This is a genomic window from Microbulbifer donghaiensis (assembly GCF_900129095.1).
Lineage (GTDB): Bacteria > Pseudomonadota > Gammaproteobacteria > Pseudomonadales > Cellvibrionaceae > Microbulbifer > Microbulbifer donghaiensis.
This window is the reverse complement of record NZ_FQVA01000003.1, coordinates 26,182-49,124: the sequence shown is the minus strand read 5'-3', so window position 1 is coordinate 49,124 and position 22,943 is coordinate 26,182. Positions and strand designations below refer to the sequence as shown.

The 22,943-nt window shown below is 61.9% G+C and carries 20 protein-coding genes; 9 read left to right on the top strand and 11 right to left on the bottom strand.

Going from position 1 to position 22,943, the window contains the following annotated elements; translation table 11 throughout:
- Positions 1 to 14: 14 nt before the first annotated feature.
- Both BUC36_RS12340 and BUC36_RS12335 read right to left on the bottom strand, forming a co-directional pair.
- Positions 15 to 1,349, bottom strand: a complete 1,335-nt coding sequence (locus BUC36_RS12340; protein ID WP_084535983.1) for a peptidylprolyl isomerase — start codon at positions 1,347 to 1,349, stop codon at positions 15 to 17.
- Positions 1,350 to 1,357: 8 nt separating this feature from the next.
- On the bottom strand, positions 1,358 to 3,940 hold the full coding sequence (locus BUC36_RS12335) for an LPS-assembly protein LptD (RefSeq protein ID WP_073275609.1): 2,583 nt from the start codon (positions 3,938 to 3,940) through the stop codon (positions 1,358 to 1,360).
- A gap of 226 nt (positions 3,941 to 4,166) precedes the next feature.
- On the opposite strand from BUC36_RS12335, the gene BUC36_RS12330 reads away from it, so the two are divergent.
- From BUC36_RS12330 to trpC, 8 genes are all read left to right on the top strand, one after another.
- Positions 4,167 to 5,252, top strand: coding sequence for an aminoglycoside phosphotransferase family protein (locus tag BUC36_RS12330; RefSeq protein WP_073275607.1), 1,086 nt, complete (start codon positions 4,167 to 4,169; stop codon positions 5,250 to 5,252).
- 30 nt (positions 5,253 to 5,282) lie between these two features.
- Positions 5,283 to 5,999: a nucleotidyltransferase family protein gene (locus tag BUC36_RS12325; RefSeq protein WP_073275605.1), complete on the top strand. Its 717-nt coding sequence runs from the start codon at positions 5,283 to 5,285 to the stop codon at positions 5,997 to 5,999.
- Positions 6,000 to 6,010: 11 nt separating this feature from the next.
- Entirely contained in the window at positions 6,011 to 6,673 is a 663-nt protein-coding gene (gene rpe / locus BUC36_RS12320) for a ribulose-phosphate 3-epimerase (protein WP_073276133.1), read from the top strand.
- A 273-nt stretch (positions 6,674 to 6,946) separates the two neighbouring features.
- Entirely contained in the window at positions 6,947 to 8,437 is a 1,491-nt protein-coding gene (gene trpE, locus BUC36_RS12315; RefSeq protein ID WP_073275603.1) for an anthranilate synthase component I, read from the top strand.
- Between the two features lie 5 nt (positions 8,438 to 8,442).
- Positions 8,443 to 9,306 carry an ion transporter gene (locus tag BUC36_RS12310; RefSeq protein ID WP_073275601.1) on the top strand — a complete coding sequence of 288 codons (864 nt, stop codon included), beginning with the start codon at positions 8,443 to 8,445 and terminating at the stop codon, positions 9,304 to 9,306.
- On the top strand, positions 9,303 to 9,881 hold the full coding sequence (locus tag BUC36_RS12305; RefSeq protein WP_200797270.1) for an anthranilate synthase component II: 579 nt from the start codon (positions 9,303 to 9,305) through the stop codon (positions 9,879 to 9,881). Before BUC36_RS12310 ends, BUC36_RS12305 begins: the two co-directional genes overlap by 4 nt.
- A 73-nt stretch (positions 9,882 to 9,954) precedes the next feature.
- Positions 9,955 to 11,025 (top strand): anthranilate phosphoribosyltransferase, encoded by a 1,071-nt coding sequence (gene trpD / locus BUC36_RS12300; RefSeq protein ID WP_073275599.1) that lies wholly within the window; start codon positions 9,955 to 9,957, stop codon positions 11,023 to 11,025.
- A gap of 17 nt (positions 11,026 to 11,042) precedes the next feature.
- On the top strand, positions 11,043 to 11,858 hold the full coding sequence (trpC, locus tag BUC36_RS12295; protein WP_200797269.1) for an indole-3-glycerol phosphate synthase TrpC: 816 nt from the start codon (positions 11,043 to 11,045) through the stop codon (positions 11,856 to 11,858).
- A gap of 509 nt (positions 11,859 to 12,367) precedes the next feature.
- Here trpC and crp read toward each other — a convergent pair.
- Positions 12,368 to 13,003: a cAMP-activated global transcriptional regulator CRP gene (crp, locus tag BUC36_RS12290; protein WP_268778223.1), complete on the bottom strand. Its 636-nt coding sequence runs from the start codon at positions 13,001 to 13,003 to the stop codon at positions 12,368 to 12,370.
- A 316-nt stretch (positions 13,004 to 13,319) separates the two neighbouring features.
- Between crp and BUC36_RS12285 the strand changes: the two genes are divergently transcribed.
- Entirely contained in the window at positions 13,320 to 13,727 is a 408-nt protein-coding gene (locus BUC36_RS12285) for an OsmC family protein (RefSeq protein WP_073275595.1), read from the top strand.
- A gap of 151 nt (positions 13,728 to 13,878) precedes the next feature.
- Here BUC36_RS12285 and coq7 read toward each other — a convergent pair whose 3' ends face one another.
- The 8 genes from coq7 to accC form a co-directional block, all read right to left on the bottom strand.
- Complete coding sequence (coq7, locus tag BUC36_RS12280; protein ID WP_073275593.1) at positions 13,879 to 14,523, bottom strand: 2-polyprenyl-3-methyl-6-methoxy-1,4-benzoquinone monooxygenase; 645 nt, start codon at positions 14,521 to 14,523, stop codon at positions 13,879 to 13,881.
- A 70-nt stretch (positions 14,524 to 14,593) separates the two neighbouring features.
- Entirely contained in the window at positions 14,594 to 15,889 is a 1,296-nt protein-coding gene (purD, locus tag BUC36_RS12275) for a phosphoribosylamine--glycine ligase (protein WP_073275591.1), read from the bottom strand.
- A 131-nt stretch (positions 15,890 to 16,020) separates the two neighbouring features.
- Positions 16,021 to 17,613, bottom strand: a complete 1,593-nt coding sequence (gene purH, locus BUC36_RS12270) for a bifunctional phosphoribosylaminoimidazolecarboxamide formyltransferase/IMP cyclohydrolase (protein ID WP_073275589.1) — start codon at positions 17,611 to 17,613, stop codon at positions 16,021 to 16,023.
- 233 nt (positions 17,614 to 17,846) lie between these two features.
- Positions 17,847 to 18,155 (bottom strand): DNA-binding transcriptional regulator Fis, encoded by a 309-nt coding sequence (gene fis, locus BUC36_RS12265; RefSeq protein ID WP_143186977.1) that lies wholly within the window; start codon positions 18,153 to 18,155, stop codon positions 17,847 to 17,849.
- Positions 18,152 to 19,156 (bottom strand): tRNA dihydrouridine synthase DusB, encoded by a 1,005-nt coding sequence (gene dusB, locus BUC36_RS12260; RefSeq protein ID WP_073275587.1) that lies wholly within the window; start codon positions 19,154 to 19,156, stop codon positions 18,152 to 18,154. The genes fis and dusB overlap by 4 nt, the downstream gene beginning before the upstream one ends.
- A gap of 237 nt (positions 19,157 to 19,393) precedes the next feature.
- The gene (locus BUC36_RS12255) at positions 19,394 to 20,527 is read right to left on the bottom strand and encodes a DUF3426 domain-containing protein (protein WP_073275585.1); all 1,134 of its coding nucleotides are present in this window, start codon (positions 20,525 to 20,527) and stop codon (positions 19,394 to 19,396) included.
- 74 nt (positions 20,528 to 20,601) lie between these two features.
- Positions 20,602 to 21,483 carry a 50S ribosomal protein L11 methyltransferase gene (gene prmA / locus BUC36_RS12250; protein WP_073275583.1) on the bottom strand — a complete coding sequence of 294 codons (882 nt, stop codon included), beginning with the start codon at positions 21,481 to 21,483 and terminating at the stop codon, positions 20,602 to 20,604.
- Between the two features lie 107 nt (positions 21,484 to 21,590).
- Positions 21,591 to 22,931, bottom strand: a complete 1,341-nt coding sequence (accC, locus tag BUC36_RS12245) for an acetyl-CoA carboxylase biotin carboxylase subunit (protein WP_073275581.1) — start codon at positions 22,929 to 22,931, stop codon at positions 21,591 to 21,593.
- Positions 22,932 to 22,943: the final 12 nt, after the last annotated feature.

Below are 22,943 nucleotides of genomic sequence, written 5' to 3'. Positions count from 1 at the left end.
ACCTTTGCAGGCCGTTACTGCTGCTCAGTGCTCTCGGATTGTTCCTGCGTCTCCGGCAGCTTGATTTCCACATACGCCTGGTCGCGAATTTCGCGGCGCCAGTTTTGCAGCTCTTCCTCGTAGCGGCGGTTGCGCAACAGGTTGGCGGCCTGGTTGCGGATATATTGATCGGTCATATCCTGCTTGCGGCGGCCTTCCACCTTGAGGATATGCCAGCCGAACTGGCTGCGAAATGGCATGCTCACCTCGCCCACCGGGGTATTGTCCATGGCCTGGGTGAACTCGGGTACGAACTGACCGGGCATGGACCAGCCGAGGTCGCCGCCGGAGAGCATGGTGCCGATGTCCTCTGAGTTTTCCCGTGCCAGCTCGCCGAATTCGGCGCCGCTCATGATCTGTTCCCGCAGCCCGATGAGCTTGTTGTAGGCATCGTCGTCGCTGAGGATCGCGGAGGGTTTGACCAGGATGTGACGCACCTTGGTCTGCTCGACGACTTGCTCGGTGGAGCCGCGCTGGTCGTGAATTTTCAGCAGGTGAAAACCGGCGTCGCTGCGGAAAGGTTGGGTGACATCACCGACCTTGGACCCTTCGAGCGCATCGGCAAACAGGGTCGGCAGCTCCACGGTCTTGCGCCAGCCGAGGTCACCGCCGGACAGCGCATTCTGTCCGGCGGAGTTGGCGATAGCGAGCCGGCGGAAGTCGGCGCCCTCCCGGGCCTGTTGCGCCAGCTGCTCGGCCTTGGCCCGCGCCTTGGTGACTTCGTCGGCAGGGGCACTGGAGCTGACCGGAATCAGGATATGGCCGAGTTCGAACTGCGGTGATTTCCAGAATTCTCCTTCTTTGGAACGCAGAAAGTTATCGATGTCCTGGTCGGTAATCTGGATGCGGCGGTTGACGCTGCCCTGTTCCACCCGGCGGATCAGCAGCTCCTGGCGGATCTGCTGGCGAAAGCTTTTCATCGACAGGCCGTCGGCGGCCAGCCGCTTGCGGAATTCCTCCGGGCTGACGCTGGCATTTTGTTGCACGCGCGCAATCGCCTGGTCCAGCTCCGCTTCGGAAATGGTGACACCCGCACGGGAGGCCATCTGCAGCTGCAGCCGCTCGATAATCAGTTGTTCCAGCACCTGGCGGCGCAGGACGTCGATGGGAGGCGCCTGAACCTGCTGCGCCTGGATCTGGTTCAGAATGGTATCCAGGCGCAGCTGCAGTTCGCTGGCCATCACCACGTCGTCATCCACGACGGCGACCACCCGGTCGAGGGCCTTTACCTGGGCCGTGGCGGAACTGGCGGCCAGAAGGCTCGCGGTCAGCAGCGTCAGCAGGCTTCGCATTGAAGTGAGCTTGGTCATTATTCTCATCACTGTTTCAGTACTTCTCTCTGATCAAAGTTGGCAATGCCCTGGCTGAGCATACCCGTCACGGTAGTGCCGAGGCCGGCGAGACCTTTCAGCTGAATCTCCAGATAGACGCCCTCGTCGTATTTCAGGTCTTCCGGTGCGACCACGTCAGCGAGATCATTGTCGAGGGTGCGCCGCCATACCAGGCGCGCTCTATAGCAACAGCTGTCATATTCGACGCCCGCCAGGTATTCCAGTTCCCGCTCGTAGGTCAGATCATAGGCGGCACCGGCCAGCACAGAAGTATGCGCATTGACCGGCAGGACTGCCGAGGCGTTGGCCTGTTTGGTCGAGGCGTCGGTCAGTTCGCCGTCGGCGTTCAGGAAAAAGCTGTTCTTGCGCTGATAGTAATAGCCCAGGTTGAAGATGCGGAAGTCATCGTCCAGATAGCGCAGGCTGAAATTGCCGCGGTTGATATTGTGCTCACTGTCGTCGTAGACGATTTCACTGCCGATACGCAGTGACTGGATCGGCCGACTCTCCACGCGGGCGGCGAGCTCTGAGCGCGGCGCTGCATCCTCTACAATCTCCGAGCGATCGATGCGCGTATCGTTGGAATAGAAGATTTGCCCGACACTGGCAGCCAGCAGGTCGCGGCCACTCAGTGGGTCGATAAAGCGCGTGGTCAGGCCCAGCGCTACGCGATCGGCGTCGTCGATGCGGTCGCTGCCGGTAAAGCGGCTGTTGCGGAACAGCTGGTCGTAACTGAACGTGAACAGGGACGTATCGAACAGCAGGTCGCTGCCGCCGTCGAGCGGATCCTCGGTGACATCGAAAAAATCGCTCTGGTCGGCGTTACTGCTGACCAGGGCAAACAGTCGCGGCTCCAGGGTCTGCACGTAGTCGCGGCCGAACGCCTGGCTGTCGCGCTCGAAAAAGAGCCCGGTATCCAGGGTGAATTGTCCGGCGGAGGCTTCCGGGGTGTCGCTGCTCTCCGGCTTCAGAAACTTGTCGTCCAGCTTGTAGCCGAGATAGCGCGCGGCCAGGCTCGGCTTGATATAGCCCCACAGCCACTGCTGGTCCCAGCTCAGCTCGTAGTCGAGCCGCAGACGTTCGGCGGTGACGAAGTTGCGGGTACTTTCCGTAACGCTGTCCGGGTTGCCGGTATCGCGAATAAAGCGGATCGTCTGGGTGTCGTCGTGATCCCAGCTGGTGACCTGATTGCGCATGCTCAGCAGCCAGTCGCCCCAGCGGTAATCGCCATCGATATCGAGGCGCGGCAGCTGGCTGTAGACGTCGAATCTGTCTTTTACCAGCAGCTGGTAATCCTGGGCGCGCAGCGTGGCGCGCCAGTGCTCGCCCAGCAGGCTGCCCTGGGCCATCTGGCTTACCTGGGTCTCCGCGGAGACGCTCAGGTTGGCCGTGTCCAAGTCGCGGAAAAAGTCCGGGTCGCTGACCTTGGTGTAGTCGATGTTGGTGCGCCAGAAACTGCCGGTGCCGCCCAGTTGCTCCAGGTTCAACAGCCAGCGATCCTTGCCCTTGGCCGGCAACACCAGGTCCTCGGGGAAGCCGTCGCGGATCAGGTTGCGAGCATCTTCATCATTGCCGCCTTTGTCATTGGGCAGGCCGGCAAGGCGCAGCTCCGTGCTAAAGACTTCGCTCAGGTGGCGCACTTCCGCTTCGGCACCGGTACCGCGGTACTGGATGTAACGCGGGACAATGGTCGCGTCCATTTGCGGTGCGATATTCCAGTAGTAGGGGATGGCGACATCCCAGCCGTTTTTGTCGCTGTTGCTGATGCTGGGGAACAGCAGGCCCGACAGGCGGGCGTCGCCGACCGGAAAACGCATATAGGGGAAATAAAATACCGGCACGTCGAGGACTTCCAGGCGCACGTTGCGCGCTACACCCTGGCGCTCGACATTGTCGATGCTGATCTCGCCGCCGTACACGCGCCAGAACTCTTTGCCGGGCTCGCAGCGGGTGTAATTGCCCTGGGTGAGGGTCAGTTCGCCGCTGGCTTCGCGCGAGGCGTGGTCGGCACTGCCGTGAACGAAGGCATCATGTACCACATATGTGGCGTCCTCGATGGCTGCCGCCTTGCTGTCGGTGTGCACCTCGGCGGCCGCGCCGCGTACCAGCAGGCTGGGTTCGCGGATCTCGATGGCGCCGCGCAAATAGGCGGTTTTCTCGCTTTGGTTGACGTCTACCTGGTCGGCGAACAGCTGGCGGTAGCCCTGGGTGATTTGCACATTGCCACGCAACTCGGCGGTTCCATCGTCCAGCCACTTGGACTGGTCGGCGGTGGCGCGCAGGGGCGCTTCATCCGGTACCAGACTGGCGTCAGGGTAATTCTGCGGAGGTGCGACGAAGGCGCCGGAGCAGACCGCCGGCATGGCTGCGCGCTGTTCCGGTGTGAGTTGCCATTTAGGCAGCCAGTCCAGATAGAGATAGGGGTTGTAATCGGGTTCTGCGGGCGCGGTGGGCTCCGCCGCTTGCGCCCACAGCGGTTGCGCGGCGATCAGGCCGATGGCGAGCGAACGTGGGCGTGAAATTCGTGCAATCGCCAGCGTGAGACGATGCCACCGGGAAGCTTCCAGCATTAAGTGATATGTTCCGGCTATCTTTAGTGTTTCTTCCTTCGGGAGGCGCGCGCAACAACAGGTCTTGTGATGAAGCACGCAAAAATCAGCGGACGATTCTACTTGAATGTAGATAGGGTTAATAGCGGCTTCCCGGCCTTGATACCCGCAGAATTGTACCGTCGTCGCTGGACGCTGCCGGCGCCGCGGTTACAATGCGGCCAAATCACTGGAGTAGAAGCGGCGCATGAGTGAGCCTTCAACTGGCGCAACAGTTAAATCGCGCGATGAGCAGCCTGATGGGAGGCGCGAGGCGTTAAGCCGTTGGGTCGGGCGTGTTTTGGGGCTCGAAAGCTCCGCACCGTTGAAGAACCTGGCCGGCGACGCCGGTTTTCGCCGCTATTTTCGCACCCTGACCAACCCTCAGATGATCGTGGTGGATTCGCCGCCGCAGCGCACCAACCCCGCCCGCTTTGTCGCCGTGGCCGACTACCTGCGTCGCTACGGCATCCACACGCCGATGATTGCCGCGGCGGATGTGGAGCACGGCTTTATGCTGCTGGAGGATCTGGGTGACAGCCAACTGTTGAGTCTCCTCAATGAGGACAGCGTCGAGGGGCTGTATGCCGAGGTGCTGAGCGAGCTGCTGTGCCTGCAGCAGATACCGCCGCCCGCCGATGACCTGTTTCCAGCCTACAGTCGCGAGCTTCTGCTGACGGAAATGCGCATACTGCCGGAGTGGCTGGCGGAAAAACTGCTCGGCCACCAGCTTGGCGATGCGGACAACGCGCTGCTGGAGAGGACATTCAGCCTGCTGCTGGACAGTGCGGCGGAGCAGCCGCAGGTACTGGTTCACCGTGATTATCACAGCCGTAACCTGATGATTCGCGACGGCGAGCGTCCCGGGGTGGTGGACTTCCAGGACGCGGTTTGGGGGCCGGTCACCTACGACCTGGCTTCGCTGCTGCGCGATTGCTATATACGATGGCCGCGGGAGCGGGTGGAGCGCTGGGCGCTGTCTTATGCCGCCACTGCCGAAGCTGCCGGTGTACTGGAGTCGGTGGCGCCGGAGACCTTCCTGCGCTGGTTCGACTGGATGGGGCTGCAGCGGCACATCAAGGTGTTGGGGCTCTTTCCCCGCCTCTACCTGCGCGACGGCAAACAGGGGTATCTGCCGGATCTGCCACTGGTGATCCGCTATGCGCTGGAAGTCTCCGAACGCTACCCTGAATTGAAGCCGTTCGCCGATTGGTTCCGCGCCGAACTCCTGCCGCTGATCGAGGACCAAGACTGGTACCGCGACTATCGCAGCGCCGGCGACCGCCGCAAATAACCCGACAGAGTAACCGCACAGAATATCTCGATGACCGACCGCAAAGAGAATCCGATTCCGACCGCGATGGTTTTGGCCGCCGGCTTTGGTAAGCGCATGCGTCCGCTGACCGACCGCGCCCCCAAGCCGCTGCTGTCGGTCGCCGGCAAGCCACTGATCGAATATGCGCTGGACCGCCTGGCCGGTATCGGCGTGCAGCGCGTAGTGATTAACCTTGGCCACCTCGGCCCTATGATCCGTGCGCAGTTGGGCGACGGCGAGCGCTGGGGCCTGGAGATCCGCTACTCGGTCGAGAAAGAGGACGACCCGCTGGAGACTGCGGGCGGAGTTCTCAAGGCACTGCCGCTGCTCGGCGGCGATCCGTTTCTGGTGGTCAATGGCGACGTCTGGTGCGACTTCGACCTGGCGCGCTGGATCGAACGGCCGCTGCCGATTGACTGTCCCGGCCGCCTGCTGATGGTGCCCAATCCGCCGCACAATCCCGAAGGAGACTTCGGTATCGACGCAGGTCTACTGTCAGGCACGGTGAAACCCCGCTATACGTTTGCCGGCATCAGCTGGCTGCGACCCGAGATACTGACCGCATACCCGAAGATCCGCCACTGTTTCGGACTCGGCGAGGTGTTCACCTATAACGAGGACAAGCTGCAGGCGGAACTCTATGAGGGCGACTGGTGTGACGTCGGCACCCCTGAGCGCCTGCAGCGATTGGATCAGCGCCTGAGTGCAGGTAAAGAGAATAATTGAAGGATATCGATATGTCGGATTTCAAAATCGCCCCGTCCATACTCTCCGCGAATTTTGCCCGCCTCGGCGAGGAGGTGGATGCGGTGCTCGCGGCCGGTGCTGACTGGGTGCATTTCGATGTAATGGACAATCACTATGTGCCGAACCTGACCATCGGGCCAATGGTCTGCCAGGCGCTGCGCAAGCACGGCGTCGAGGCCCCCATCGATGTGCACCTGATGGTAGAGCCGGTGGACGACATGATCCGCATGTTTGCCGACGCCGGCGCCACCTATATCACCTTTCATCCGGAGGCCTCGCGACATGTGGATCGCTCCCTGCAGCTGATCCGCAGCCTCGGCTGCAAGGCCGGCCTGGTATTCAATCCGGCCACCGGCCTGGATGCGGCCAAATACGTGATGGACAAGCTCGACATGATCCTGCTGATGTCGGTAAACCCGGGCTTTGGTGGGCAGAAATTCATTCCTGCCACGCTGGACAAGCTGCGCGAGGCGCGGGCGCTGATCGGTGCCTCCGGCGAGAGCATCCGTCTCGAGATAGACGGCGGCGTCACCCGCGACAATATCGCCGAGATCGCCGCCGCCGGTGCCGACACCTTTGTCGCCGGCTCGGCAATCTTCAATGCGGGCGACTATGGCGAAGTCATCGCGGCGATGCGCAAGAACCTGGGATGATGTGTGACCAGGCGGGCAAACCCTTGCCCGCCTGCGATGGGATTTGTACACTTGAGCGCCTGCAACGAGGGAATGTCCGTGAACAGCAACGCCTATTACAATTGGGCCCCCCACACCACCAGCTGGCGATGGCGCCGGTAATCCGCTGAGGCCAAATCGATAGCCGCTATCGTTACGGCCGCCTCGTGGGCACGTCTCCCGATTCAGGGGTTAGGCGCCCACCAACCGAATCCCCGATACTTCGAATAGTCTCGAACCTTAGCCGGAGTCGCCATGACCCCAAGTGAATACGCCCAACTTGCGTCCGCGGGCTACAATCGCATACCGCTGGTGCGCCGTGTGCTGGCAGATATAGAAACGCCCCTGTCTACCTACCTGAAACTGGCCGCCGGCCGCTTCAGCTATCTGCTGGAGTCGGTGCAAGGGGGGGAGAAGTGGGGCCGTTACTCAATTATCGGGCTGCCGGCGCGGACCCTGCTGCGGGTGCGCGATCACGAGGTCACGGTCGAGCGGGATGGCGAGGTGGTGGAACGGCACGAATCCGCCGATCCACTGGCATTCGTGGAGGCATTCCAGCACCGCTATCGGGTGCCCGAGCTGCCGAATCTGCCGCGCTTCAACGGGGGCCTGGTGGGCTATTTCGGCTATGACTGTGTGCGCTATATCGAGCCGCGCCTGGCCGACAGCACACCGCCGGACACACTCGGCAATCCGGATATCCTGCTGATGGTCAGCGATGAGCTGGTGGTGTTCGACAACCTTGCCGGGGCGGTGATCTTTATCGTGCACGCGGACCCCGAGCAGGAAGAGGCGTTCGAGCGCGCACAGCGGCGCCTCGATGAGCTGGTCGGCAAGCTGGCACAGCCGCTGCCGGATACCGTGCCGCTGGACCTGGATGGCAATGCCATCGACGAGAGTGCCTTCCACTCGCACTTCGGTGAAGAGGCGTTCAAACAGGCGGTGGATACCGTCAAGGAATACGTGCTCGCCGGCGACGTCATGCAGGTGGTGCCATCGCAGCGGCTATCGGCGCCCTTTGACGCGCCGCCGCTGAATTTCTATCGCGCCCTGCGCAGCCTGAATCCCTCACCTTACATGTATTTTCTCGACCTGGGCGACCACCAGGTGGTGGGTTCCAGTCCGGAAATCCTCGTGCACCTAGAAGAGGGCGAGATGACCGTGCGACCGCTGGCCGGTACGCGCCGTCGCGGTGCCACCGACGACGAGGACCAGGCGCTGGAGAGGGAGCTGCTGGCGGATCCGAAGGAGCTGGCAGAACACCTGATGCTGATTGACCTGGGGCGCAACGATGTGGGCCGGGTGGCGGAGACCGGCAGTGTGCAGGTCACCGAGAAGATGGTGGTGGAGCGCTACTCCCATGTAATGCACATCACTTCCAATGTCACCGGCAAGCTGAAGGCGGGGCTGTCGGCGATAGACGCGCTGCGCGCGGCACTGCCGGCCGGCACCTTGTCGGGGGCGCCGAAGATCCGCGCGATGGAGATCATCGACGAGCTGGAGCCGGAAAAGCGCGGCATTTACGGCGGTGCCGTCGGCTATCTGGCCTGGAATGGCAATATGGATACGGCCATCGCCATTCGCACCGCGGTCATCAAGGACGGTCAATTATTTATCCAGGCCGGCGCCGGCCTGGTGGCAGACTCGGACCCGCAGGCCGAGTGGGATGAAACCATGAACAAGGCCCGCGCACTGTTCCGCGCAGCGGCCATGGCTCTGTCTGGCAGTAGTGACACAGCGAATTAACAGCAATGAACGAAGTTAGTATTTCACCGATATTATCGCTTGCCGAGCGCTGTGCGCGGCTGGTCGCGGCGCCGCTTTTCAGCCAGTTTATCATTGGCCTGATTCTACTGAACGGTGTCGTTATCGGGCTGGAAACATCGACTTGGGTGACCGAGCGCTTTGGCGGCCTGCTGGCCGGCATCAATCAACTGATTCTGCTGGCCTTTGTCGTTGAGGCCGCGATCAAGATGGCCGCGCACGGCAATCGCCCCTGGCGCTACTTCGCCAGCGGCTGGAACTGCTTCGATTTCAGTATTATTGCGCTGAGCCTGATCCCCGCCGCCGGACCGCTGGCGACACTCGCCCGCCTGGTCAGGGTGTTGCGTGTGCTGCGACTGGTGTCGGCATTTCCGGAACTGCGCCTGCTGGTGGATACACTGCTGCGCAGCCTGCCCAGCATGTTCCATATTTCGCTGCTGATGGGCATTATTTTTTATATCTACGGCGTTGCCGGCTATTTCCTCTTCAGTGAGATAGACCCGACGCACTGGCGCAACCTGCCGATCGCGCTGTTGAGCCTGTTCCGCATCGTCACCTTTGAGGACTGGACCGACATCATGTACACGGCCATGGAGTCCATGCCGTGGGCCTGGCTCTATTTTGTCAGCTTTGTCGTGATGGGTGCCTTCGTGATGATCAACCTGTTTATCGGCGTAGTGCTGAACAACCTGGAAGAGGCCAAGCTGCGGCGTCTGGACGAACTGCAGTTGCCGCCGAGCCAGACCGAAATTCTGCGCGAGCTGCGCGCGACACAGGACGCCCTGGCGCGCCTGCAAAAGCGTATGGAGCGGACCGCATCTTCACCTTTGGCCAAGGGAGCCGAGCAATGATTCTGATGATCGATAACTACGATTCCTTCACCTGGAACGTGGTGCAGTATCTGGCAGAGCTCGGTGCCGAGGTGGTGGTCAAGCGCAACGACGAGATTTCGGTCGACGACATCGAACAGATGGCGCCGGAGAAGATCGTCATTTCTCCCGGTCCCTGTACGCCAAATGAGGCCGGTATTTCCATGGAGACCATCCGCCGCTTTGCCGGGCGGACTCCGATACTGGGTGTTTGCCTCGGACATCAGAGTATCGGTCAGGTGTTTGGCGGCAAGGTGGTGCGCGCGCGCCAGGTGATGCACGGCAAGACATCACCCATAGTGCACAATAATCTCGGGGTGTTCCACGGGCTGTCCAATCCTTTCGAGGCTACCCGTTATCACTCGCTGGTCGTGGAAAAGGACAGCCTGCCGCAGTGTCTGGAAATCACCGCCTGGACGGAAACCGAAAGTGGCGAAATCGACGAAATCATGGGTTTACGTCACCGCGAGTTGGCGGTGGAGGGAGTGCAGTTCCATCCCGAATCCATTCTGACTCAGCACGGCCACGATATGCTGAGAAATTTCCTGGAGTCCTGACGCCGGTTCAGGGAGGGCGCAAATCAATGCGGCTGCCTTCGGGAAGAAAACAGAATCTGTAGGGGAGAGCAAAGTGACGATTCAACAGGCGATTGCCAAACTGGTTGACGGTGAACATCTGAGCCGTGCGGAAATGCGCGAGGCGATCGGGCAGATCATGTGTGGCGAGGCGGAAGATGCACAGATAGGGGCTTTTCTGGTAGCGCTGCGGATACGCGGCGAAACCGTCGAGGAAATTGCCGGCGCCGTCGAGGTCATGCGCGAGCTCGCGACCCCGGTAGCATTGGATCTGACCAATGCAGTGGATATCGTCGGCACCGGCGGCGACGGGGCAAACCTGTTCAATGTCTCCAGTGCGTCCAGCTTTGTCGCCGCGGCGGCGGGCGCGCGGGTTGCCAAGCATGGCAATCGCTCGGTGTCCTCCAGTAGTGGTGCCGCCGATCTGCTCGAGCGCGCGGGTATTTTCCTGGAGCTGACGCCTGCGCAGGTTGGGCGCTGCGTCGATACCATCGGTGTGGGCTTTATGTTTGCACCCAGTTTTCACCGTGCCGTGCGCCATGTGGGGCCGGCCCGTAAAGCCCTCGGCATGCGCACCATCTTCAATCTGCTCGGCCCACTGACCAATCCCGCCAGCGTGAAACGCCAGGTTATCGGGGTTTACGATAAACGCTATTGCCGCATTCTCGCCGAGGTGTTGCAGAGTTTGGGGTCCGAGCATGTCCTGGTATTGCACAGCGAGGACGGACTCGATGAAGTGAGCCTCGCCGCGGACACCTTCGCAGTGGAACTGAAAGACGGCGTAATTCGCGAGCGCAATATCTGCCCTGAGGATTTCGGCATAGAACGCCGCGACCTCGACGGGCTCTGTGTATCCGGCTCTGAGGAGTCGCTGGCGCTGATTCGCGATGCGCTGGGCAAGCGGGCCACGGATGCCGGACAGAAGGCGGCGGATATCATTGCGCTGAACGCCGGCCTCGCGATCTATGTCAGCGGTGTGGCGGACACGGCGGAGCAGGGGGTGGCCATGGCCCAGGATGCGATCGCCAGCGGCCTCGCCGGCGAAAAGATTAACGACCTGGCGGCCTTTACCGGCGCCTTCCGCCCGGAAGAACCCGTCGTCAGTGCAGGGGAGGGACAGCCATGAGCGCGAAAGAAACAGGCATGAGCGCAAAAGAGTCAACCGTGACCACTCCGACGATTCTGAAAACCATTGTCGAGCGCAAGTGGCAGGAAATCGCCGAGCGCAAGCAGCGGTGTTCGCTGGAAGATATGCGCGCGCGGGCGCTGGATCAGCTGCCGGCGCGCGGTTTTGTCGCCGCTATCGAGAAGAAACTCGCCGCCGGCGGGGCCGCCGTCATAGCCGAGATCAAGAAGGCCTCGCCGAGCAAGGGCGTGATACGCGAGGATTTTATTCCCGCCGAGATTGCCACCAGCTATGAAAAGGGCGGAGCCGCGTGTCTGTCGGTACTTACCGACGTGGACTTTTTCCAGGGCGCCGATGCCTATCTGCAACAGGCGCGCGCAGCGGTGCGCCTGCCGGTGCTGCGCAAGGACTTTACCGTAGATCCCTACCAGGTGTGCGAGGCCCGTGCGATCGGCGCCGACTGTATCCTGCTGATTGCCGCCTGCCTTGAAGACGGGCAGATGAGCGATCTCAATGGCCTGGCGCAGGAGCTGGGGCTGGATGTGCTGGTGGAAGTGCACGATCAGCGGGAGCTGGAGCGGGCGCTGGCACTGCCGAACCGGCTGATCGGCATCAACAACCGCAACCTGCACACATTCGAGGTGCAGCTGGAAACCACTTTCAAACTGCTGGATTTGATTCCCGATGACCGCATAGTGGTCACCGAGAGCGGCATCCATACCACCGACGACGTCGCCGCCATGCGTGGCCACAATGTGAACACCTTTCTGGTTGGAGAGGCGTTTATGCGCGAAGCGGAGCCGGGGCGGAGGCTGTTGGAAATGTTCAACTGACGCGATAGCGTCATCCCGGACTTGATCCGGGATCCAATGTGTGACGAAGGCCCGCACTTGTGGCTCCGAACTAGACCTCGGCGCCGAAGCGCTGGCGAAGTATTTTTGAAACCGCTGTGAATACATCCCTGGACCCAATGCACTCGCTGCGCTCGCGGGGCCGGCTCTACGCTCTGTCGGCAACATCCCTGTTGCCGACAGTTTCAAAAATACTTCCCCAGCACTCCGGCTTCGCATTGAGTGTTGTGATGCTTACCTAGCTCGGAGTGACGCCAGTTTTTGTCACTGAAATACAATGCGAAGGCCCTGCTACCGTTGGCCTGCTGCGGGACTGTCGGCCGGAGGGACCCGGCCGACAAGCCTACAGGGACGTATTCACGGTGTGTCCCGCAACAGGCCAACGGTAGCAGGACCGCCCCATACTTGTTACGAAGTTCTCAACTAAAATGGGCCCAACAAAAAAGGGCGAACCCAAAGGTTCGCCCTTCCGTAAAACGTTGTGGCTAGACTCAGCGGGTGCCGTAGACCACCATGGTCTTGCCCTTCACCGATACCAGGCCCTGTTCTTCCAGGGTCTTCAGTACCCGGCCGACCATCTCCCGTGAACAGCCAACGATGCGGCCGATTTCCTGGCGGGTGATCTTGATCTGCATGCCTTCCGGGTGCGTCATTGCATCAGGCTCGTTACACAGGTCCAGCAGGGTGCGGGCCACGCGGCCGGTTACGTCGAGGAAGGCCAGGTCGCCAACCTTGCGGGTGGTGTTGCGCAGGCGGCCAGCCATCTGCGTGGCCAGGGCAAACAGGAACTCAGGGTGTTGGCGGCTCAGTTCCTGGAACTTGCTGTAGGAAATTTCCGCAACCTCGCACTCGGTCTTGGTGCGCACCCAGGCGCTGCGGGTGTCCTGATCGAACAGGCCCATCTCGCCGAAGAAGTCGCCATCGTTCAGGTAGGCCACGATCATCTCGCGCCCCTCATCGTCCTCGATCAGGACGGTGACTGAACCGCGCATAATGAAATAGAGAGATTCGCAGCGATCACCGGCGTAGATAATAGTGCTCTTCGCCGGGTAGCGGCGCCGGTGGCAGTGCGCCAGAAAATCTTCGATATTGCCGATAGTCATGGATTCTTCGGTAGCAACCGTCACGGATCTACTCCTTATTTTTTAGTTTTGTGCCTGATCCCGACCAGAATGCGCCACAGCACGCGCGAATTATTGCGCGAAATCACTGTCCCCAACAGTGGCAGCGTTCGGGAAACTCTCGCAGTGTGACCTGCGACACTTTTACGTTGCCAAGAAGAGACCTTATAGCGGCTGTAGAGTTCAGTGACAACAGCCAATCGCTGTGACCGCTCATTCTCTTTTGGCGTCAGTGACCACTATACCGGAAAACGGTCTCACTCAGGTTACAGCACCGCGATGTGCTAAGCTTCGCGCCCTCTATTTCAGAAGGAGTGTGGCAATGCAGGGCAGAGTTACCTGGGTGGACGAGCTGACTTTTGTCGGTGAGGCCGGCAGCGGCAATTCGGTGGTGATGGAAGGTGGTCGCAAGAATAACGGCATCCGTCCGATGGAGATGATCTTGCTGGGTGTTGGTGGCTGTGCTTCCTACGATGTGGTCAGCATCCTGCAGAAGGCGCGCCAGGACATTATTTCCTGCCACTGCGAGCTGAACGGCGAGCGCCCGGACGCAACGCCTGCGCCCTTTACCCGCATCGAGATGGAATTCGTGGTGCGCGGCCGTGGCCTGAAAGAGGCGCAGGTGGCGCGGGCGGTGGAGCTGTCAGCGGACAAGTACTGCTCCGCGTCCATCATGCTGCGTAACGCCGGCGTCGAGATTGTCCACAGCTATCGCGTTGAGGAGCTGTAACGGCGAGGCCTGTGCTGGCAAGTAGTCCGGGCGGCCCTGCTGCCGGTGGCCGTCCGCTCAACAGCCTGATCGGCAATCGTTGTACGGACGGCCCCCGGCATCAGGGCCTTCGCATTGAGGTTCGATACTCTTTCCGCGTCCTGAGGTCCACTCAGACCCGATAGCTGGCCGAAGTCATGACTTTGGACACCAGCGACATCAGTCCCTTCATTGGCGCTGGAAAACGGGCGCCGCCGGCGGCCAGCGCCGCGTGGCCGTGCTCTTCCTCATCGATTCGCATCTGCTCGACGACAGCGCGGCTCTTTTGGTCCTGCGCCGGCAAACGGTGCAGGTGGCTCTCCAGGTGCTTGCACACCTGCTCCTCGGTCGCCGCGACGAATCCCAGGCTGATGCGGTCGCTGATCTTGCCGGCAGCGGCGCCGAGACCGAAGGAGAGTCCGTACCAGAGGGGGTTCAGCAGGCTAGGGCGGCTGTCCAGCTCGCGCAGTCGCAGCTCGCACCAGGCCAGGTGGTCGATCTCCTCGTCCGCGGCGCGCTCCATCTCGCCGCGCACCTCCGGTAATTTCGCGGTCAGCGCCTGCCCCTGATAGAGGGCCTGGGCGCAGACTTCGCCGCTGTGATTGACGCGCATCAGCCCGGCGGCGTGTTTGCGCTCGGCGTCGGACATGTCGGCCTCCGGTTCGGCTTTGGCCGGGGACGGGCGGCCGTGGCAGGGGGCACCGGGGCTCAGGGTGCGCAGGGCGCGATCCGCCTGCAGCAGCAGGTGATCCAGCCCGGTCAGTTTGCGTTCACTCATCTTAATTGAATCCGCTCACTCGAAATTTGTGCGGGAGCCGCCATCTGCGCGCGCTCCCGCCGTGCCGGTCTCAGCTGGTGGCGGCTTCTTCCCGCTCTACTGCACGGTAACCGATATCCTTGCGGTAGAAAACGCCGTCCCAGTAGATGGCGCGGGCTGCGGTGTAGGCGTTGGCCTGGGCCTCGGCGACGGTGTCGCCCAAGGCGGTGGCGCAGAGAACGCGGCCGCCGTTGGTGACCACTCGCTCACCGTCCAGTGCCGTGCCCGCGTGGAATACCTTGGCGTTGTCGCTGTCGGCGCGCTCCAGGCCGCTGATGGCGTCGCCCTTGCGGTAGCTGCCCGGGTAACCGTGGGCGGCGAGTACCACGCCCAGTGAAGGGCGCGAATCCCACTCCGCTGTCACCTCGTCCAGGCGCTTGTCCAGCGCCGCCTGGCACAACTCCACCAGGTCGGACTTCAGTCGCATCATGATCGGCTGGGTTTCCGGATCGCCGAAGCGGCAGTTGTACTCGATCACTCTGGGGGCGCCGTCGGCGTCGATCATCAGGCCGGCGTAGAGGAAACCGGTGTAGGGCAGCCCTTCGGCAGCCAGTCCCTCGACGGTGGGTTTGATCACTTCGGCCATGATGCGCTGGTAGACGCTGTCGGTGACCACCGGGGCCGGGGAGTAGGCGCCCATGCCGCCGGTATTGGGGCCAGTGTCGCCGTCGCCGACGCGCTTGTGGTCCTGGCTGGTGGCCATCGGCAGAATATGTTCGCCGTCCACCATGACGATAAAACTGGCTTCCTCACCCGTCAGGAACTCCTCGATCACCACGCGGCAGCCGGCGTCGCCGAACGCATTGCCGGACAGCATGTCGCGCACCGCCAGTTCCGCCTGTTGCTCGGTCTCGGCAACGATAACGCCCTTGCCGGCCGCCAGGCCGTCGGCCTTGACGACGATCGGCGCGCCACGCTCGCGGATATATTCGATGGCGGGCTCAATCTCGGTGAAATTGCGGTAGGCGGCGGTGGGAATACTGTGGCGCTCGAGGAAATCCTTGGTAAAGGCCTTGGAGCCCTCCAGCTGCGAAGCGCCCTTGCTGGGGCCAAAGATGGGCAGGCCGCGGGCGTTAAAGAAGTCGACGATGCCGTCCACCAGCGGTGCCTCGGGGCCGACGATGGTCAGCTCGACGCCATTCTCCTCGGCGAATTCCGCCAGTGCGGAAAAATTGTCGGCGCCGATCGCGATATTCTGCAGCTTGGGTTCGCGCGCGGTGCCGGCGTTGCCGGGCGCGACAAATACGGTATCGACGGCGGGGTTCTGTGCCGCTTTCCATGCCAGGGCGTGCTCGCGGCCGCCTGCGCCGATGATCAATACATTCATTGTTAATTCCCCCTGAGTCGGCCGGTGTAGTCCATTGGGTACGGATTTAGATGCGGTATTTTAGCCCGGAATTGTGACGGGCAAGAAAAAGCCGGCCCAATGTGCGCCGGCTTGTGACTGAAAGTCGGATTTTAGTGTCTGAAGTGGCGCATGCCGGTGAAGACCATCGCCATATCGTGCTCATCCGCCGCGGCGATGACTTCCTCGTCGCGCATGGAACCGCCGGGCTGGATAACCGCGCGGATGCCCACTTTGGCGGCATTGTCGATGCCGTCGCGGAACGGGAAGAAGGCGTCGGAAGCCATGACCGAACCTTTGACTTCCAGGCCAGCGTGCTCGGCTTTGATCGCCGCGATACGCGCAGAGTTGACGCGGCTCATCTGGCCGGCGCCGACACCGATGGTACGGCCGTCGTTACCGTAGACGATGGCGTTGGATTTGACGAACTTGGCCACCTTCCAGGTGAACAGCAGATCGCGGATTTCCGCCTCGGTCGGCTGGCGCTTGGTCACCACCTTCAGATCGGCGGCGGTGATGACGCCGTCGTCGCGGTCCTGCACCAGCAGACCGCCGTTGACGCGCTTGTAGTCCAGTGCCGGCACGCGCTCCGCGCTCCACTGACCGCAGACCAGCAGGCGCACGTTTTTCTTCTCGGCCACGGCCGCTTTGGCTTCCGCGGACACGGATGGCGCGATGATCACTTCGACGAACTGGCGCTCGACGATGGCTTTTGCCGTGGCGCCGTCCAGCTCGCGGTTGAAGGCGATGATGCCGCCGAACGCGGATTCGGTATCGGTGGCAAAGGCCAGGTCGTAGGCCGTGCCGATATCGGCGGCGATGGCCACACCGCAGGGATTGGCGTGCTTGACGATGACGCAGGCGGGTTCGTCGAAGGCTTTCACGCATTCCAGCGCCGCGTCGGTATCGGCGATGTTGTTGTAAGACAGCTCCTTGCCCTGCAGCTGCTCGGCGGTGGCAATGCTGGCCTCGGCCGGATTGGCTTCCACGTAGAAGGCACTCTTCTGATGCGGGTTCTCGCCGTAGCGCAGGTCCAGCTTCTTGATGAACTGGCTGTTGAAGGTGCGCGGAAATTGCTGCTTCTCGCCATCCTTGATCGCGCCGGCGCCTGTGGCGATTGAACCAAGGTAGTTGGCGATGGCGCCGTCGTAGCCGGCGGTGTGTTCGAAGGCCTTCACCGCCAGATCGAAGCGGCTGGCCTGGCTCAGGGCGCCGTCACTGGCTTTCATTTCGGCGATGATGCCGTCGTAGTCGCAGGCGTTTACGACGATGGCGACATCCTTATGGTTCTTGGCCGCAGCGCGCACCATGGTCGGGCCGCCGATATCGATGTTCTCGATCGCGTCTGCCAGGGTGCAATCCGCCCTGGCGACGGTCTGGGCGAAGGGGTAGAGGTTGACCACCACCATATCGATCGGGGTGATGCCGTGCTCTGACATGATGCTGTCGTCGGTACCGCGACGACCGAGGATGCCGCCGTGGACTTTCGGGTGCAGGGTTTTCACGCGCCCGTCCATCATCTCCGGGAAGCCGGTGTAGTCGGAGACTTCCACTACCGGAATGCCGGCTTCCTTCAGCTGGCGGTGGGTACCGCCGGTGGAGAGAATTTCCACACCCATGGCGGCGAGCTGTTGGGCGAATTCTACGATTCCGCTTTTGTCCGAAACGCTGATCAGCGCGCGGCGAATCGCAACCTTGTCAGTCATAGCACTTGGTCCATCTGAGTTTCTGAAAAGGGTAGTCGAGCCCCGGCCTGGCAGGGATCGCGGCCGCTGGCTGGGCCGGCGGCCTGGAATCGAAGTCGGTGAGCTGTGAGCGGCGTCGTCGTGGCGTCGGCTTCGATTCGGGGCGGTAAAAATGTACCGCCGGCAAACAGCGAGGGGGGATGAGTAACCTCATCCCCCCTCGAGATGTCTATGCCGCCGATGCAGCGCGGTGCTTACAGCAGCCCGTAGCGCTTCAGTTTCTTGCGCAGGGTGCCGCGGTTCAGGCCGAGCAGCTGGGCTGCGCGGGTCTGGTTGTGGCGGGTGTACTTCATAACCACTTCCAGCATCGGCGCTTCAATTTCTGACAGCACCATGTCGTAGACATCGGTGACCATCTGGCCGTCCAGGTGGCGGAAGTAGTTTTCCATCGCGTGTTCGACGGCGTCGCGCAGAGATTGCTGCTGCGGCTGCGCCAGTTGAGTCTGTCCCCCGGTGGATACTTCTTCGCTGCCGGTATCCGGAATCAGTGCTTCGTTATTCATGCCGCTTGTGCCCCTCTCGTTATTCGGCGTTCAAACCACTGGTGAACGCTGGCATGTTGTGCTTCTGCGCTATCCAATTGGAAAAAGGTCTTGCGAAAGGACTCGCTCCCCGCGAGTGTCTTCAGGTACCACCCCACATGCTTGCGGGCGATACGGACCCCCATTACTTCACCGTAGAAACGGTGCAATTCACCCAAATGGGCGAGCAAAATCTCCCTGACTTCATCCAGTGAGGGTTCGGGTAGCCGCTCGCCGGTGGCGAGATAGTGGGCTATTTCCCGAAAAATCCATGGCCGTCCCTGTGCTGCACGGCCAATCATGACTGCAGCTGCGCCTGTGTAGTCGAGTACCTCCCGGGCCCGCTCTGCACTGGCGATGTCGCCATTGGCGAAAACCGGAATTTTCACCTCGCGTACAATTTCAGCAATGGTATCGAATTCGGCCTGGCCGTGGTAGCCGCAGGCGCGGGTGCGCCCGTGAACGGCCAATGCGGAGATACCAATGTCTTCGGCCATTCTGGCCACAGTGACGCCGTTGCGAGAATCCGCGCACCAACCGGTGCGGATTTTCAGGGTCACTGGTACTGAGACGGACTGAACCACGGCTTCCAGAATATCCGCGACCAGTTTTTCGTCCCGCAGCAGGGCCGAGCCCGCTGCTTTCTTGCAAACTTTCTTTGCCGGGCAACCCATGTTGATGTCGATGATCTGGGCGCCGCGGCGGACGTTTTCCCGCGCTGCCGTTGCCATCATCTCCGGGTCACCGCCGGCAATCTGCACCGAAATCGGCGCTCCGCCTGCACCGCTTTCGCCGCCGTGATCCAGGCGCAAGCGCGACTTGCGGCTGTTCCACAGGCGGGTGTCCGAGGTCACCATCTCCGATACCACCAGTCCGGCGCCGAGCTCTCGGCACAGCTGGCGGAAGGGGCGGTCGGTAACGCCGGCCATGGGCGCCAGAATTACCGGTTTGTCGATAATGTAGGGGCCAATGGCGATGGACACAGCAGCTCCGCTCGGGCGTCGTTAGAGCCCGTCGCTGATTGCCGAGGCGCGTGCCGCACTCGGGAAAAAGCCTTTAGCTCAGAAACAAAGAGCCGCCTATGATAGCGGCTGCTCAGGCATTGGAAAAGCGAAAAAGCGGGCAAATTGGTTGCTTGCTGCGCGTTTAGTTTGCAGATTGCGCAACATCGGCGGTTTTCTGCGCCAAACTGTTGCAGCACTTCACAAAACGGGCGTGCCCTAGTGCGCTATATGCAGCTCGTAATTCACCGCCGCGCTGCCCGGATCTACTATTTCGATGGCGATATGCACCGGGCTGCCGCTGGGCATCTGCCTGCGCCCCGCCAGCTCACCCTGCAGATAATCGCGCGGTGCGAACAGTCGGCTGGCGACGGGCTGGTTCTTCAGGTCGCTGAAACTCAGCAGCAGGCTCGGGAAGGGTTGCGCATAAGGGGCGGTGTTCAACAGTACGGCGTCCACCACCAGCGCACCGGCCAGCTGCGGGTGGCTGCGCACTATCAGGTTGGAGGTGTGGATGGCCTGCAGGTCCTCCAGTGGTGGCAGTTTGCAGTCCAGCAGCGGGCAGGCCTTGGCGTAGAGGTCGCGCCAGGGCTGCTGTTTGCTCAGGCTGTCGAAGCGGAAGTAGGCTACCTGAGCCGCTAACGCGACTGCCAGCAATAGTGCCAGCAGTGTCCACAGCCAGCCCGGCAGGTGCCTGTTCCGCTGCGGCCGCCAAGCCACTTCCAGCGGTACCGGCTCGATGGCGGAGATGAGAAGCTCGCGCTCCGGCGACGTGGGCGGGGGTTCCTTTTCCCCGGCGGGCGCTTTGCTGGCGTGGCCCTGGATGTTTTCCAGCTGTTCGCTGAATTCGTCCGCAGGGGCATCATCGTCCCAGTCGGCGGAGAAGACGGGTTCGCGCTTCTGCCGCGGCTCAGGGATCTCATCGGCCCAGGGGTCGTCGTCCCAATCCGGCTTCAGAGCGGGGCTGTCATCCTCCGGATCATCAAACTCTTCACTCTCAGAGGCTGCGACATCCTGCCACTGGCTGTCGCCGAAGGCCTCGCCGATCAGCGGCTCGTCGTCGGTGCCCGCTGTGGTGTCCGGACGGTTGGCAGCGGAGGGCGCCGTTGCTGCTGCCGGCTCGTCGTCCTCCAGGTCGATATCGTCGTGGATCAGGAAATCGTCGTCCTCGAGCAGTGCCTCCAAGTCTCTGTTTGCGTCGGGATCGCCCTCGGCAAAGACGATGTTTTCGTCCGCGCGGAAAACCTGCAGGCAGGAGCCGCAGCGCACGGCTCCGCGGGCGGCACGCAGTTGCTGCTCGTTGACATGGAAAGACGTGCTGCAGTGGGGGCAGCGGGTTACCAGTTGCGACATTCGGATTCGGCAGTGTTTATTAGGTCGCCAAGTCTATCAGCCTGTTCAGCGGCCGCGTAGTGTCTGGAGTCTCATCAGCGGGTGCGAGTGCCGGCGAGGCGCACCCAATCCTCGCGCTGGCTGTCGGCGTCGAAAGCAATCCACGGGCTGTAGGCGGCTTTTACCTTTTCTGCCTGGGACGCGAGTATGCCGGACAGGCAAATGCGGCCACCGACCCGTGTCAGTTCGACCAGCTGTGGTGCCAGTTCCACCAGCGGGCCGGCGAGAATGTTCGCCAGCATGACATCGGCGGGCTCCTTTGGCATCTGTTCGGGCAGATAAACCGGAAAGCGCGCGGGATCTAGCCCGTTGCGCGCGGCATTGTCGCGGCTGGCAATCAGGGCCTGGGGATCGATATCGGTCCCCGTGGCACCTGCGGCGCCAAGCAGCAGTGCGCCAATGCCGAGGATGCCGGAGCCGCAGCCGAAATCGATGACACTCTTGCCGGCCAGGTTTTCCCCGGCCAGCCACTGCAGGCAAAGGAAGGTGGTGGGGTGGGTGCCGGTACCGAAGGCGAGGCCCGGATCCAGCAGCAGGTTGACCGCATCCGGTTGCGGCGGTTCGCACCAGCTGGGGCAGATCCAGAGATTGTCGCTGCACTGGATTGGCTTGTAGTGGGTCATCCACTCGCGCTCCCAGTCCTTGTCCTCCAGTTGTTCCCAGCGGGCATTGGGCAGCAGCTCGCAAAGGTAGGAGGCGGCCCTGGCTTCCGTCACCGCAGTATCCACCTCGGCGTCGAAGAGCCCAGTGACCCGGGTTTGATCCCACAGGGGAATCTCACCGAGGCCCGGCTCCAGAATCGGCTGGTCGGCATTGTCCTGCAGGGTGACGGACACGGCGCCGGCAAACAGCAGTGCCTGTTCAATTTTTTCCGCCTGCTCGCGGTTGGTATCTACGCGGAGTTGTAGCCAGGGCATATCGCTAGTGATTGGTGGTAAGTGGGAGTGTGTATTGTAGGGCTGGCGGCCCTGTATGTGCTTGGGGCAGCCCGCCGCGACTGCGGCGGGCTGTTCGTCAGGAGGGGTCAAAGGCCGAGCTTTTTCTCGAGGTAGTGAATGTTTACACCACCCTCGGCAAAGGCACTGTCGCGGACCAGTTCTTCCTGCAGCGGAATATTGGTCTTGATGCCGTCCACGATCAGTTCCGACAGGGCCACGCGCATGCGCGCCAACGCCGCTTCGCGGCTTTCGGCATGGGTGATGACCTTGGCGATCATTGAGTCGTAGTTGGGGGGCACGGTATAGCCGGAGTAGAGGTGCGAGTCGACGCGCACGCCCAGCCCACCGGGAATGTGGAAGTTGTTCACTTTGCCCGGGCTCGGGAAGAAGGTCTTCGGGTCTTCCGCATTGATACGGCACTCGAAGGCGTGGCCGCGAATAACGATGTCTTCCTGTTTGAGGGACAGCTTCTGCCCCGCGCAGACGCGGATCTGCTCTTTGATCAGGTCGACGCCCGTGACCATCTCGGTAACGGGGTGCTCCACCTGGATGCGGGTGTTCATCTCGATGAAGTAGAAACGCTCGTCCTCGTACAGGAACTCGAAGGTGCCGGCGCCGCGGTAGCCGATATCGATACAGGCCTGCACGCAGGATTCATACACCGCCTGGCGCACTTCGTCGGGAATACCCGGCGCCGGCGCCTCTTCCAGTACCTTCTGGTGGCGGCGCTGCAGCGAGCAGTCGCGGTCACCCAGGTGGATGGCGCTGCCCTGTCCGTCGGACATCACCTGAATTTCCACGTGACGCGGATTCTGCAGGAATTTTTCCATGTACACGGTGCCGTCGCCGAAGGCCGCCTGGGCCTCGGACTTGGTCACCGCAATGGCGTTCAGCAGTGCGGCCTCGGTATGCACCACGCGCATACCGCGACCACCGCCGCCGGCGGCCGCCTTGATGATCACGGGATAGCCGATCTTGCGCGCTATCTCGTGGCAGCGCTCGCCGTTTTCCGGCAGCGGGCCGTCGGAACCGGGTACCGTGGGTACGCCGGCCTTCTTCATCGCGGCGATGGCGGATACCTTGTCGCCCATCAGGCGGATCACGTCCGCATCCGGGCCGATAAAGGTAAAGCCGCTCTTCTGCACCTGCTCGGCGAAGTCGGCATTTTCCGCCAGGAAGCCGTAGCCGGGATGTACCGCCACCGCGTCGGTGATTTCCATCGCCGAGATAATCGCGGGGACATTCAGATAGCTCTGCGGTGAGGGGTTGGGGCCGATGCACACGGATTCATCCGCGAGGCGCACGTGCTTCAGGTCGCGGTCCACCTGGGAGTGCACGGCCACGGTGGCGATGCCCATCTCCTTACAGGCGCGCAGTATCCGCAGCGCGATTTCGCCCCGGTTGGCGATCAGGATCTTGTCAAACATGCTCGCTCACCC